The organism is Ruegeria sp. AB11 (genome assembly GCF_056536325.1).
Map to the genome: position 1 here is coordinate 3,187,256 of NZ_JBQFJO010000001.1, position 14,499 is coordinate 3,201,754.

11 protein-coding genes are annotated in these 14,499 nt (G+C 55.6%); 5 read left to right on the forward strand and 6 right to left on the reverse strand.

Features of this window, described 5'->3' with window-relative positions; all coding sequences use genetic code 11:
* Positions 1-34 precede the first annotated feature (34 nt).
* From ACR3EJ_RS15945 to ACR3EJ_RS15955, 3 genes are all read left to right on the forward strand, one after another.
* On the forward strand, positions 35-2,308 hold the full coding sequence (locus ACR3EJ_RS15945) for an NADP-dependent malic enzyme (protein ID WP_170538726.1): 2,274 nt from the start codon (positions 35-37) through the stop codon (positions 2,306-2,308).
* Positions 2,309-2,595: 287 nt separating this feature from the next.
* Complete coding sequence (prpE, locus tag ACR3EJ_RS15950) at positions 2,596-4,485, forward strand: propionate-CoA ligase PrpE (RefSeq protein WP_170538724.1); 1,890 nt, start codon at positions 2,596-2,598, stop codon at positions 4,483-4,485.
* Positions 4,486-4,666: 181 nt separating this feature from the next.
* Positions 4,667-6,100, forward strand: a complete 1,434-nt coding sequence (locus tag ACR3EJ_RS15955; RefSeq protein ID WP_170538722.1) for an amidase family protein — start codon at positions 4,667-4,669, stop codon at positions 6,098-6,100.
* Between the two features lie 280 nt (positions 6,101-6,380).
* On the opposite strand, the gene ACR3EJ_RS15960 is transcribed toward ACR3EJ_RS15955, so the two are convergent.
* Entirely contained in the window at positions 6,381-7,142 is a 762-nt protein-coding gene (locus ACR3EJ_RS15960) for an NAD kinase (RefSeq protein WP_170468759.1), read from the reverse strand.
* A 168-nt stretch (positions 7,143-7,310) separates the two neighbouring features.
* On the opposite strand from ACR3EJ_RS15960, the gene glyA reads away from it, so the two are divergent.
* Positions 7,311-8,606, forward strand: coding sequence for a serine hydroxymethyltransferase (gene glyA, locus ACR3EJ_RS15965; protein WP_480423120.1), 1,296 nt, complete (start codon positions 7,311-7,313; stop codon positions 8,604-8,606).
* A gap of 271 nt (positions 8,607-8,877) precedes the next feature.
* Here the strand turns inward: glyA and ACR3EJ_RS15970 are convergent, their stop codons facing one another.
* Entirely contained in the window at positions 8,878-9,252 is a 375-nt protein-coding gene (locus tag ACR3EJ_RS15970; RefSeq protein ID WP_170543664.1) for a hypothetical protein, read from the reverse strand.
* An 89-nt stretch (positions 9,253-9,341) separates the two neighbouring features.
* On the opposite strand from ACR3EJ_RS15970, the gene ACR3EJ_RS15975 reads away from it, so the two are divergent.
* On the forward strand, positions 9,342-10,100 hold the full coding sequence (locus ACR3EJ_RS15975; RefSeq protein ID WP_170543662.1) for an alpha/beta fold hydrolase: 759 nt from the start codon (positions 9,342-9,344) through the stop codon (positions 10,098-10,100).
* Here ACR3EJ_RS15975 and ACR3EJ_RS15980 read toward each other — a convergent pair whose 3' ends face one another.
* From ACR3EJ_RS15980 to ACR3EJ_RS15995, 4 genes are all read right to left on the reverse strand, one after another.
* A complete protein-coding gene (locus tag ACR3EJ_RS15980) occupies positions 10,101-10,286 on the reverse strand; it encodes a hypothetical protein (RefSeq protein ID WP_170543660.1) in 186 nt (61 codons plus the stop codon).
* A gap of 85 nt (positions 10,287-10,371) precedes the next feature.
* Positions 10,372-10,764 carry a rhodanese-like domain-containing protein gene (locus tag ACR3EJ_RS15985; protein WP_170543658.1) on the reverse strand — a complete coding sequence of 131 codons (393 nt, stop codon included), beginning with the start codon at positions 10,762-10,764 and terminating at the stop codon, positions 10,372-10,374.
* A 72-nt stretch (positions 10,765-10,836) separates the two neighbouring features.
* Positions 10,837-12,177 (reverse strand): HlyD family type I secretion periplasmic adaptor subunit, encoded by a 1,341-nt coding sequence (locus ACR3EJ_RS15990; RefSeq protein WP_170543656.1) that lies wholly within the window; start codon positions 12,175-12,177, stop codon positions 10,837-10,839.
* Between the two features lie 3 nt (positions 12,178-12,180).
* A complete protein-coding gene (locus ACR3EJ_RS15995; RefSeq protein ID WP_170543654.1) occupies positions 12,181-14,472 on the reverse strand; it encodes a type I secretion system permease/ATPase in 2,292 nt (763 codons plus the stop codon).
* Between the last annotated feature and the right edge of the window lie 27 nt (positions 14,473-14,499).

Genomic DNA, 14,499 nt, shown 5'->3' on the forward strand with positions numbered 1-14,499 from the left:
ATCAAACGAATATTGGAACGGAGTTGAATTGCCGATGTCTGACACACCGAACCTGCGACAGGCTGCGCTTGAATATCATGCCCATCCAAAGCCCGGAAAACTTGAGATCAAGGCCACGAAGCCGATGGCAAACGGCCGGGACCTTGCACGCGCCTATTCGCCAGGTGTGGCCGAAGCCAGCCTCGAGATCAAAAGCGACGCAGCCAATGCCGAAAAATATACTGCGCGCGGCAATCTGGTGGCGGTTGTTTCGAACGGCACCGCGGTTTTGGGGCTCGGCGACATCGGTGCTCTGGCATCAAAGCCGGTGATGGAAGGCAAGGCGGTCCTATTCAAAAAATTCGCTGGCATCGACTGTTTTGATATCGAAGTGGATCAGCCGGACCCCGAAAAGCTGGCGGATATCGTCTGCGCATTGGAACCGACTTTTGGCGCGATCAACCTTGAAGACATCAAGGCACCGGATTGTTTCATTGTTGAAAAACTGTGCAGAGAGCGGATGAATATCCCCGTCTTTCACGACGACCAGCACGGCACCGCGATCGTTGTTGGGGCCGCTGCCAAGAACGCCCTGCATGTGGCAGGCAAGAAGTTTGAGGATATCAAAGTTGTCTCAACCGGTGGTGGCGCCGCAGGGATCGCCTGCCTCAGCATGTTGGTGAAGCTTGGGGTGAAACGCGAGAATATCTGGCTGTGCGACATTCACGGTCTGGTCTATGAGGGCCGCGCCGAGGATATGAACCCGCACAAGGACCAGTTTGCCCAAAAAACCGATCTGCGCACTCTGGATGATGTGATCCCGGATGCCGATCTGTTCCTGGGGCTGAGTGGACCGAACGTGTTGAAGCCCGAGATGGTTGAAAAGATGGCCAAAACCCCGATCATCTTTGCATTGGCCAACCCAACTCCGGAAATCCTGCCACAAGCGGCACGCGAAGTTGCGCCAGATGCGATCATTGCAACCGGCCGCAGCGATTTCCCGAACCAGGTGAACAATGTCTTGTGCTTCCCGTTCATCTTCCGGGGTGCCCTGGATGTTGGTGCGACTGAAATCAATGACGAGATGCAAATCGCCTGCGTCGACGGAATTGCCGACATGGCCCGTGCGACAACCAGCGCTGAAGCTGCGGCAGCCTACAAGGGAGAGCAGTTGACCTTTGGGCCGGATTATCTGATCCCCAAACCTTTCGACCCGCGCCTCGTCGGAGTCGTTTCGTCATCTGTTGCGCAAGCAGCCATGAAAAGTGGGGTCGCAAAACGGCCCATTGATGACCTCGAAGCCTATAAAGAACGGCTAAATCAGACTGTGTTCAAATCGGCTCTTCTGATGCGGCCAGTATTTGAAGCCGCAGCAGTTGCTTCCCGGCGGATCGTTTTTGCGGAAGGCGAGGACGAGCGGGTATTGCGTGCAGCTCAGGCTATTTTGGAAGAAACCACGGAAACCCCGATCCTGATTGGTCGCCCGGACGTAATCGACGCGCGATGCGAACGACTGGGGCTGACGGTTCGTCCTGGGCAGGATTTCCAGATCGTGAACCCGCAGGACGATCCGCGCTACTACGACTACTGGAACTCATATCACCAGATCATGCAGCGGCGGGGGGTCACTCCGGACCTCGCAAAAGCCATCATGCGCACCAACAATACTGCAATTGCTGCGATCATGGTGCATCGCGGCGAGGCTGACAGCATGATCTGCGGTACATTCGGTGAATACCGCTGGCATCTCAATTATGTTGAGCAAGTTCTGGATAATGGCGATTTACGCCCGCACGGCGCGCTGTCACTTATGATTCTGGAAGACGGCCCCCTATTCATCGCCGACACGCATGTACGGCAACTGCCCACCCCCGAGGAACTGGCCGAAACAACCATCGGCGCAGCCCGTCACGTGCGGCGGTTCGGGCTGGAGCCGAAGATTGCATTCTGTTCGCAATCGCAATTCGGCAATCAGGCAGAGGGATCGGGCAAGCGCCTTCGGGCGGGCCTTGAAATCCTCGATTCTGAGCCGCGCGATTTCAGCTATGAGGGCGAGATGAACTTGGACCTGGCCCTTGATCCTGAATTGCGTGCACGTATTTTCCCGAACTCGCGTATGGATGGCGCTGCGAATGTCCTGATTTTCGCACACGCGGATGCAGCAAGCGGGGTGCGTAACATCCTCAAGATGAAAGCGGACGGGCTAGAGGTGGGGCCGATATTGATGGGGATGGGAAACAAAGCCCATATCGTAACGCCATCAATCACTGCCCGGGGGCTGTTGAACATGGCGGCCATCGCCGGAACCCCAGTGGCACATTACGGGTAAGCCGGGCGCGGCGGTAAGAGGATATACACGACCGGGCTCCGGATCAGTTGCCCAAGTTGATTCTATTGGCACTGTTGCTTTTGCAGCGCTGAGTTTGCAGATTTGCAAAACCTCATATGGGTCAACTAGAAGGTCATAAATATCAGAGAATTTGCAAAACTTTGCAGTCCAATCTGAAAGGTTCTGCAAAGATTTTGCGATAAACTGACGCGCCGCATTCCGCGTCGCTTGCCCGAGGCACCTTCGGCGCCTAACACAAAACGCGAGGAATATGGGAGGAGGCCATCATGGCATATCAGGACGTCTACGAGAGCTGGAAGAACGACCCCGAAGCATTCTGGATGGATGCCGCAAAAGGGATCGACTGGGTTCAAGAGCCCAGCAAAGCTCTGTTCGACGACAATGCGCCTCTCTATGAATGGTTCAGCGATGCCAAGGTAAATACGTGCTGGAACGCAGTCGACCGGCATGTGGAAAACGGTCGTGGCGAGCAGACCGCAATCATCTATGACAGTCCCATCACACATACCAAACGCGAAATCTCCTACGTCGAGCTGCGCAACAGGGTCGCTAATCTGGCCGGTGCGCTCCGCGCGAAAGGCGTTGAGAAAGGGGACCGGGTCATCATCTATATGCCGATGATCCCCGAAGCGTTGGAAGCCATGCTGGCCTGCGCCCGCCTTGGAGCGGTGCACTCGGTGGTGTTCGGCGGCTTTGCCAGCAACGAGTTGGCCGTGCGTATCGATGATGCGAAACCCAAGGCGATCATCGCCGCTTCATGCGGGATGGAACCGGGTCGTGTCGTGCACTACAAACCGCTGTTGGATGGCGCGATCGATCTTGCTAGCCACAAGCCCGAGTTCTGCGTAATCTTCCAGCGTGAACAGGAGGTTGCACAACTTATCGAAGGGCGCGATGTCAATTGGCATGGGTTCCAATACGGAACTGAACCCGCAGAATGTGTGCCTGTAAACGGCAACGATCCGGCGTATATCCTGTATACCTCGGGCACCACCGGAGCTCCAAAAGGTGTCGTGCGCCCGACCGCTGGCCATCTGGTCGCGCTGAATTGGACGATGAAGAACATCTACAACGTTGATCCAGGTGACGTATTCTGGGCAGCCTCAGATGTGGGCTGGGTCGTGGGGCATTCCTATATTTGCTACGCTCCGCTAATCCATGGCAATACGACCATTGTGTTCGAAGGCAAACCCGTTGGCACGCCAGACGCTGGCACCTTCTGGCGCGTGATCTCCGAACATAAGGTCAAAAGTTTTTTCACGGCCCCTACAGCCATTCGCGCCGTCAAACGCGAAGACCCCAATGGGGAGTTGATGTCGAAATACGACCTCTCGCAACTGAAGGCGCTATATCTTGCAGGTGAGAGGGCCGACCCGGACACCATCATCTGGGCGCAGGATGCGTTGAATGTCCCGGTCATCGATCATTGGTGGCAAACCGAAACCGGATGGACAATCGCGGGTAATCCACTTGGTATCGAGGAACTTCCGATCAAATTGGGTTCACCTGCCAAGCCCATGCCAGGCTATGACGTTCAAATTCTGGACGAAGGTGGCCATCCCATGAAACCAGGTGAACTGGGAGCTATCGCGGTCAAGCTGCCATTGCCCCCAGGTACGCTGCCGACCCTATGGAACGCCGAGGCGCGGTTCAAGAAGTCGTATCTGGAGCATTTCCCAGGTTACTACGAGACCGGTGACGCAGGCATGATCGACGAAGACGGTTATCTTTATATCATGGCGCGCACCGATGATGTCATCAACGTTGCTGGCCATCGTTTGTCGACCGGCGGGATGGAAGAGGTGCTGGCTGCGCACCCCGATGTGGCAGAATGTGCCGTGATTGGCGTGTCGGACCAACTAAAAGGGCAAATGCCGGTTGGATTCCTGTGCCTCAATGCCGGATCTGAACGGAACCACCAGGATGTGGTGGCGGATGTGGTCAAGATGGTCCGGGACAAAATCGGGCCTGTCGCTGCGTTCAAGAATGCGGTGGTGGTAGATCGCCTACCCAAGACGCGTTCGGGCAAGATCCTGCGAGGCACGATGGTATCGATTGCGGATGGCAATGAATACAAAATGCCTGCCACCATCGATGATCCAGTCATTCTGGACGAGATCAAATCGGCCCTGAAAACCATCGGTTACGCGCAGTAACTTTGCAAAGGAATCAATCAGTTCACCAAGAAGGCGCACTTAATTTGCGCTAAAGCGCGAATGCGAGTCTCTGCCTCGCGCTCCGGGATATTTTCGGCCTGATGAAGGGCAGATCCGTTTTGTCTTACTGGGGCTTGTCATTGGTCGCGCCTCCCCTCAGGTTGAGGTGAGGAGGACGAGCATGACAAACGGCGAGATCTGGCGTCTGAGTGCGACCGAACTGACTGTTCTGACAAAAAAGGGCGATCTGAGCGCGGAGGAAGTCGTCAAGGATGCATTGGCGCGTATGCATCAAGTGAACCCCGAGTTGAATGCAGTTGTGGAAGATCTTGGTGCGGAGGCGATGGAGCGTGCATCCGCTCTTGACCGTGCCCGTCGTGATGGTGCTTTGGCTGGTCCCCTGCATGGTGTTCCGGTTACGATCAAGGTGAATGTAGATCAGAAAGATCATGCAACCACCAATGGCGTGGTGGCCCTGAAGGATGTCATTGCACCAGATGATGCTCCTGTGGTCTCAAATTTGCATAGAGCAGGTGCGATTGTCATCGGGCGGACCAATACCCCCGAATTTTCATTCCGTGCTGATACGGACAACCCGCTTCATGGGCGCACGCATAATCCCTGGGGTCGCCATATCTCACCCGGCGGATCGTCTGGTGGCGCCGGTGCGGCCGTTATGGCGGGAATAGGCGCTTTGGGTCATGGCAACGATATCGGTGGTAGCCTGCGTTTTCCCGCCGCAGCCAATGGTGCGGTGACGGTGAAGCCGGGGCTTGGCCGCGTGCCCGCGTGGAACCCAAGCCAAAAGGCCGAGCGGGGAATGCTGGCGCAGTCGATGTCGGTTCAGGGGGTGATTACTCGAACGGCCGCAGATTTACACCTGTCTATGCCAAGCCTGATTGAACCAGACCTTCGGGATCCCTTTCACGTACACCTGCCCTGGCGCGGCAATATGCAAGACGGACCGATCAAGGTCGCCTTCACAAAAAACACGTTCGGCTACGCATTGCATCCAGAAGTAGACAAGGCGCTGGATACGGCACGGGATGCTTTAATCGATGCCGGATATCTGGTTGAAGAGATTGATCCGCCAGATGTGTTCGAATGCGGCAGGTTGGGCTACCGCGCGCTGATGGGTGAAGTGCTGACCCTGATGAAAGGTGATATCGAAGCTGCCGGATCGCAAACCATCCGCGACATTTTTGAAGTTTATTTCCAAGAGTTTCCCCCGATTGTCGGAGACGATCTGATTAAGGCCCTTGCGCAGCGCAGCCACCATGCGCGCGAATGGTCATTGTTCCTGCAGGATTATCCGTTAGTCCTGTCTCCATTTCTGCCGCAGCCATTTTTCAAGCCTGATCGAGACACCGAAGGCGCGGAGGGTGTTCATGAGGTGCTGGGCTGTGCAGTATATTCTTATGCGATGAACTTTCTGGGGTTGCCCGCTGCCAGCGTTCCCGCACGCCTTGCGGAATTGCCGAATGGCCCCCAACCGATCAACATTCAGATCACCGCCCGGCGCTGGCGCGAAGACATGGCCGTAGATGCCGCAGCCGCCATCGAAGAGCGCGTTGGGCAGATGGCCCCGATTTTATGGGAGCAAATGAGCAATTAGTTCCAACTTGTGCCTACATAGCAGCTTGCTACAAAAAATAGACCCCGGGGTTTTGTGCCCGGGGTCCGCATAATAAAATATGCCCGGATTTCAGAAGACGAGCGTAGCACCACCCACCCTCGCCAGCGCAAAAACTGCGCAATATTCGAAAACACCGTCAGATGGCCACTCACTTCCACCTTGGCGTGTTCTCCGGGCAAGTTGAAGTTAACAAACCATTATCGGTGTGCATGTGAACTGGTTCACACAAATGACAGGAAATTTATCAATTCGCTCACATTTATGTGAACTGCTCGGAAATCAGTCGCTCCTCCAATCCATGCCCCGGATCAAAAAGTATCCGGTGTTGGATGCTCGTTTCAGACCTAATTTCGACCCAGTCGATATCTGGAAAAGATATTGAATCAGCCGCAACGATAACAGGTCGCTTGTCAGCATCGATCACGTCGAACCTGACTTTTGCCATCTTCGGCAGCAAAGCACCGCGCCACCTTCGCGGGCGAAATGCCGCGATGGGTGTCAGCGCCAACACGTCTGCGCCAATCGGAACAATAGGTCCATGCGCGGAGTAGTTATAAGCCGTTGAACCCGCAGGCGTGGCGAGTAATGCGCCATCACACACAAGCTCGGCCATGCGAACACGCCCATCCACACTAATCCTGAGTTGCGCTGCTTGCGGTCCTGCACGCAACAGCGACACCTCGTTGATCGCCAGCGCTTCGTGTTTTTGACCCGACTGATCCATCGCGGTCATTGCCAATGGGTTGACGACCTCTTCCTCTGCCTCGGCAAGCCGAGCCATCAGATCGGTCTCGGCATATTCGTTCATCAGAAACCCGATGGTCCCGCGGTTCATGCCGTAGACTGGTGTATTCAGATGCTGGATACCCTGCAGCGTTTGCAGCATGAAGCCATCCCCGCCCAGCGCGACAACCACATCCGCATCCCTGGGTGCGGCATTTCCATAGCACGCCACAAGAGAGTCTCGGGCAGTTTGCGCCACTTTGGCATCGCTGGCCAGAAAGGCGATTCTCTTGGTCATGTTTTATGGTTTCCAGTGCTGCACATTTGGTTCCGAAACAAACATACCTTTCCGCAATAGGCCAGACTTGACGCCATAGCGGGCCAATTCGTCGCTTTACAGCCTTTCTGAATTCTATCGTTTCCGATAGGAAATCCGCCAGATAAACCCCAGCCCTGTGGAGCCATTATGAACGCCAATCTTCGTGATACCGGTTTCTTCACCCAATCCCTTGCCGATCGTGACCCCGAGCTATTTGGCTCGATCACATCCGAATTGGGCCGCCAGCGCGATGAAATCGAGCTGATCGCATCGGAAAACATCGTCTCTGCCGCTGTCATGGAAGCGCAGGGCTCGGTGATGACCAATAAATATGCCGAAGGTTATCCGGGTCGCCGTTACTATGGCGGATGCCAATTCGTCGATGTCGCCGAAAACCTGGCTATCGATCGGGCCAAGCAGCTGTTCGGCTGCGAGTTCGCCAATGTCCAACCGAATTCGGGGTCGCAGGCGAACCAAGGTGTCTTTCAGGCGCTGATCAAACCTGGCGACACGATTCTGGGTATGAGCCTGGATGCCGGCGGTCACCTGACCCACGGTGCAGCTCCGAACCAATCGGGCAAATGGTTCAATGCAGTCCACTATGGCGTGCGCAAGCAAGACAATCTGATCGACTATGATCAGATCGAAGCGCTGGCCAAAGAACACCAGCCCAAGCTGATCATCGCGGGCGGTTCGGCCATTCCGCGTATTATCGATTTTGCCCGCATGCGCGAGATCGCCGATATGGTTGGTGCGTACCTGCACGTGGATATGGCCCATATCGCAGGACTGATTGCGGCGGGTGAGCACCCCTCACCCTTCCCGCACGCGCACGTCGCGACAACCACCACGCACAAGACGCTGCGCGGCCCCCGCGGCGGCATGATCCTGACCAACGACGAAGCAATCGCGAAAAAGGTAAACTCGGCAATCTTCCCCGGTATTCAGGGTGGTCCGCTGATGCATGTGATTGCTGGCAAAGCAGTAGCGTTTGGCGAGGCGCTGCGGCCCTCGTTCAAGGACTACATCAAGCAGGTTATCGTGAACGCTCAGGCCCTTTCAGATCAACTGATCAAGGGCGGTCTCGACACCGTGACCCATGGCACCGACACTCATGTTGTTCTGGTCGACCTGCGCCCCAAAGGCGTTAAGGGCAACGCAACCGAGAAAGCACTGGGTCGTGCGCATATCACCTGCAACAAGAACGGCGTTCCGTTTGACCCCGAAAAGCCAACTATCACCAGCGGCATCCGCCTTGGTTCTCCTGCTGGCACGACACGAGGTTTTGGAGAAGTCGAGTTCCGTCAAATCGCAGATTGGATCATCGAAGTTGTCGATGGTCTGGCCGCCAATGGCGAAGAAGGCAATGCCGCAGTCGAAGCAAAGGTCAAAGCCGAGGTCGCTGAGCTTTGCGCCAAGTTTCCGATCTATCCGAACCTGTAATACGAAGGACTTTGATCATTAAAAGCGGCGTCCTGCGGGCGCCGCTTCGCTATATAGATTGACGTGCACGTGAGAAATCAGTGGCGCCTGATGCATCCAGCGTCGTTGGCAAAATCTGCTGAGCGCACATCAGATAAACAGATACGGGCAATACAAGCCTCAACCGCCTCAAAATATTGTTCTCGGAGGTGTGACGTCTGATCTGGGCTTTAGCCGACCGGAGGCTATTTGCATGAGCCTCGCATTTGCGCGATCGCGCCTGAATTGCGAATCAGATCAAGCCGCGCGACCTAAGGATAAAGATCGACACGGCGGTCAAAACCAGCAAGCCCAAAGCAAGCGACCCCAGAAAGCTTAGAAACCACCCCCAGCGCCGGTCAGCAAGGTTGATAGCATTCAGATGGCTTTGCACATCCTCCGAGGCCTGCTCAAGTTTGGGTGTATCAAGCAACAGCCGTAGCTTTGGATGAACTGCCATCTTCTCGGCCTGCGCAAGCACTAGTGCCTGCTTATAGACCTTACGCGGCAATCTACGTCTCGCGCGGCGAACCGATGCTGTCAGGGTTTTGTCCCGCACACCAAGCTTTTTACGCAGCAGTAAGATGGTCTGCGCGATTTGGGTCTGTATATCGAATTCCTGCGACATTCACGTCTCCTGACGGGGCAATCTAACCGCGCTCAATGCTGACGACAATGGGGCTGGTTGTTCCATGTGGTGGCAGGTATCACATAGCCATGTTGAACACGATCATCCATGGCGACCCGACCGACCAACCTCCTTTGTTGATTGCGCATGGCCTATATGGCTCGGCGCGAAACTGGGGTGTGATTGCGCGGCGCTTGTCAGACGAGCGGCAGGTGATCGCAGCCGATATGCGCAATCATGCCTACAGCTTTTGGAATGATCAGCATGGATACTCCGAATTGGCGCAGGATTTGGCCGAAGTGATCGATAGCATAGGCGGTGCCGCAGATGTCGTCGGGCATTCTATGGGCGGAAAGGCCGCAATGGTGCTAGCCCTAAAGCACGGAAACAAGGTTCGCAAACTGGTGGTCGCCGACATTGCTCCGGTTTCCTACGGACATAGCCAGATCAAATACATTGAAGCGATGCGCGCTGTTGATATGTCACATGTTGAACGACGATCTGATGCAGAATCGCAGCTGGCGGATCAGGGAGTTGAAAAAGCACTTCAGAGCTTCTTCACGCAATCTCTGGATGTCGAGAACAAGAAATGGCGTTTGAATCTTGATGTTCTGGCTCATGAAATGCCCAAAATTATGGGTTTTCCAGAGGTGTCTGGCAATTGGGATGGTCCGACTCTTTTTCTTTCTGGTGCCGCATCGGATTATGTCTTGCCCGAATATCGCGACCAAGTCCGTCAGATGTTTCCCGCTGCACGCTTTGCCAAAATTCCCGGCGCGGGCCATTGGCTGCACGCCGAGAAACCTCGTGAATTCGAAGCGGCCGTCAGAACCTTTCTGAACGCGTGATCATGCACCTTGATAGAGACGCTTGGCCACGAGCCATGACGCGGGTGCGGCAACAACAGCACCTGCAGCGGCCGCGGAAATGATCGCCACCGAACTGACCATCCCGGTGGCCAGAACGGCGATTACAGCACTACCTGCAATTGCGGTAGCGATCAGAGAATATAGCATGGCTGCAAGGCGTATCATGGCCAGTCGTCCTGTCGTTTGGTTTCTGGCCAAGACATTACACCCCTAGTATATTCGTGGCATTGATTTGGGTCAGAATTCGTCGCTACATTCCGCGATCCATCGGACCGATGGTTTCTCCGCCACCCTCAACCCAATCTGAGTACCCACCCAGATTATAGACATGAGAAAATCCCATATCCTTAAGCAGTTTTCCTGCCAGCGCTGCCCGGCCTCCTGACGCGCAATGCAGGATGATCACCCTGTCCTTGCGCAATTCAGGATCATGAGATGGCAAATCTTGATCAGCCCGAAATTCCAACATTCCGCGTGGGATATGGTGCGAACCAACGGCGCGACCTGTACGTTCCAGTTCTGGTGCGTCGCGAATATCCAAAAGTAATGCCCCCTGTCCCAGCAATTCCTGCGCCTTGCTGGCACCAATACGCTCAACCGCGGCGTTCGCTGCTTGCATCATGTCCTTGACCGTCAGTGCCATCTTCGTCTCTCCTGCTCGTTGATCTGCTAAAGGCTAACATGCAGAAAATTGAAGGTGTAGAGGTTCAGGCAATCAATGTTCCCTGAAGGCACGTGACATACTGTCGACAACCGGTTTGGCGATATAAGCGGCAAATGTGCGCTCTTCGGTTTGGATCATGATCTCGGCAGGCATTCCGGGCGTGGGAACAAACCCCCGTACGCGGCTCATCTCATCGGCGGTCAACGAGATGCGCGCCAGATACACCTCTTGCGGCATGCCAGCAGAATCTTCGACAAGCGAGTCGGCCGAGACGTAGAACACCTGACCTTCCAGAACAGGCGTCGTACGCTGGTTGAGGGCCACGAGCCGAACCGTCGCAGTCTGTCCAGTTATGACGCTGTCGATCTCGGTTCTCGGGATTTGCGCTTCGATAATCAACGGCGCGTCAGCGGGTAAGATCTCGGCGATCTGTTCGCCTGTTTCGATAACGCCACCGGGCGTGTGATGGTGTAACCTTACGACGGTTCCTGTGACCGGCGCCCGCACCACAGCGCGGTCAAGAACACTGCGGGCCTGGCGCGCCTTTTCGCGCACACTTTCCAGATCGGCTTCGATAACGCCCAATTCGTCCAGAGCGGCCTCACGATAAGCTGATCGTGTCCGCAGAATCTGTTCTTCGTATTTTAGCAACATCTGATTGACCTCGGCAGTCTCTGCCCGCAGGCGTGCCAATTGACCCTCGGCCTCGGCCTGTACCCGGCGGATCGTGTTCAGATCGCCCTTGCGTACAAGCCCTTTCTCAAACAGTGAAAGCTTGGTGTCATATTCTTCCTTCAATATGTCCGAGCGGCGCTCCATACTGGTCAACTGCGCTTCAAACCCCGAGGCACGGATTTTCAATGCCTCCATATTACGCTGAAGCAGGGCGATGTCGTTCAGTAAAGTCTTGCGCGAAACATCAAAGCTGAGTTTCTGATTGTCGAGGATCGTCATGACCTCAACGTCGTCTGACGCTTCGATCAGCGCTGGCGAAAACACCAGGTTTTCCTGTTCGCTGTGCTCGGCCAGAAGCCGCTCAGTCATCGCTTGAAGGCGGATCTTGCGGATGAACAACTCGCGCTCATTGGCCTCGGCCGAGGTCTGGTCCAATGTCATCATGATCTGTCCGGCCTGAACGGATTCTCCTTCAGCGACCAGAATGTTCTCGATGATCCCACCTTCCAGGTGCTGCACGATTTTATTACGACCGGTGGCGACAAAGCTGCCTTGCGCGATGACCGCAGCCGCCAGAGGTGCGCGGAATGACCAGACGCCGAAGCCACCAAAACAGATGATCAGCATGGCTAACCCAATCACTATGAACTTGGTGATCGAGCGCGGAACCTCGGCATACCAAAGCCCGGATTCGTCGGTGCGTGCCACTTCGTTCATCGCTTAATCCCCCTTGCCCTGAATTTCGGGTGGTTGCTGGCGCGGCCCGTTGAGCTTTTCCAGCACCTGTTCGCGTTGCCCGAACAGCGCCACACGTCCGTCAGTCAGCAGCATGATCTTGTCGACCACATTCAGTAGCGTTGGTTTTTGTGTGATGACGACCACGGTGATCTTGCTTTCCTTGGCCTGTTCAATCGCCCGTGCCAGCGCCTTGTCGCCCGCCACATCGAGGTTCGAGTTCGGTTCATCCAGAACAACCAGTCGCGGGTTTCCGAAGAAAGCCCGTGCCAAAGCGATACGTTGCTTTTGCCCGCCAGAAAGGGGCGAACCGTCTGCGGCCACCACGGTTTCATAACCTTGTGGCAGCGTCGCGATCATGTTGTGTACGTCTGCCAGAACGGCGGCATCGTGGATCTGCTCATCTGTGGCGTCCGCACGCATCCGGCCGATGTTGTCCTTGATGGTACCTGGGAACAGCTGCACGTCCTGCGGAAGATAGCCAATATTCTCGCCAAACTGGCGTCGATCCCAATTGCGGATATCCATCAGATCCAACCGGACGCTTCCCGAGGTCGGAAGAATCGAACCCACCAGCGTTTTGCCCAGCGTCGTTTTCCCCGCGCCTGAATTCCCGATGACTGCCAAAGTTTCCCCGGGGTTCAGTGCAAAGGTAATCCCGTTTAGAACGACACTCTTGGTTCCACCCGGGACATAGAGCAGACGCTCTACATCCAGCCGTCCCTCGGGCCGCGGCAGGCGTAATTTTTCGTATTGCAGAGCCGAACTCGACAGCAGAGCCTTGATCCGGCCAAAAGCACCTCGCGTCAGCAGGAATGTATTCCAGCCCTCAATCGATCCCTCAATCGGAGCGAAGGCCCGGCCCGCGATGATCGAAGCGGCGATGACCATTCCTCCGGTGATCTCTCCCTGCAGGGCCAAAAAGGCGCCCCACCCCAAAATGCTGATTTGTGTCAGCAAGCGAACGGCACGGGAAATAGCAGCGAAGATGACGTTGCGGTCCTGCGCTTTGACCTGCCAGGTCAGCGATTGTGCTGTGTCACGACCCCAGATGCGCACCGCCTCGGGGATCATCGCTAACGCGTTGATGATCTGACTGTTGCGCGACATCGAATCCAAATGCTGGTTGGCCAAAGATTGCGCCTGATTGGCCTTGGCAAAGGGCTTGGCCGTCATCTTCTGGTTGATCAGCGCGATCACCATCAGGATAAGAGCCGTCGTCACGACAATCATCCCCAATTGCGGGTGGACCAGAAAGATCATCAGGATGAAGAGCGGCGCAAACGGAACATCGAGAAACGAAATCAATGTGCCAGAAACCAGAAAGCCCCGCACCTGCTGCAGATCACCCAAGGTCTGATATTCACGTCCATTACCATGCAGAGAAGCGTGTGCAGCGGCACTCAAAACCGGAGCACCAAGACGCGCGGCCACTTCCACCGCTGTGCGCATCAACATGAAACGCCTAACCGCATCAAAGGCTGATTGAAAAATGACCGCCCCGGCGACGATAGCGGTCAGCATGATAAGCGTATCCAGCGACCGGCTGGTCAGAACTCGGTCACTGATTTGAAACAGGTAAATTGGGATCGCAAGGATCAGAACGTTAGTTGCGCAAGTCAGAACCAGCACGAAAGCCAGATTACGCCAAATTGCCCGCAGCGATGTGCGCAGCGTCTTCTGGAAATCTTCAGGCGGGGTGCGTTTGTGAAAAGTTTGGGGTGGCCCGTTCCCGTCGCCGCCTCCCGTTTCCAGGCGCATCAACGGTTCATTTGCCTTAGCCTCGATCGTGGTGCCCATGCGATTTTTGCCGTCCGACGGCACAGAGGGGGTCATGCGCGCAGTCGATTGATCGGCGGCGTCACGATCAGGGGCTTCCGCATCGGCCACCCCAGCGTCGCCACCCACAGGATCCTTGTCTTTTTTGGGCCGCGACCGCGTGCGCCGAAGGGGAGAGCCAGCGCACGATTTTGAATTTGCATTCTGCTGCTCTGCCCGTGCTTCTGCCTGCGTCGGTCTGTATGTTTTTTGCGCCGTACGAGGCAATTCTTCTGGATCTTTGGGATGCGCCGCAGCTTCTGCAGCTGCCGTTCCAACGCAAGGCTCAGGCATCCGCATTTCAGGGGTCAACCGCAATCGTGCCTCTGTTTTCGACAAAGAATTCCCGTTTGACTTGGCCACGCGATCACGGGTTTTGAGGGTCAGCGGACCCCCTCCTCCGTGCCGGTCCAATGGGCTAGCAAAACGGGTGCGGCGCGACGAAAAAACGATCGACATAAACTAACCTTCCGGTCACTCGTTAAT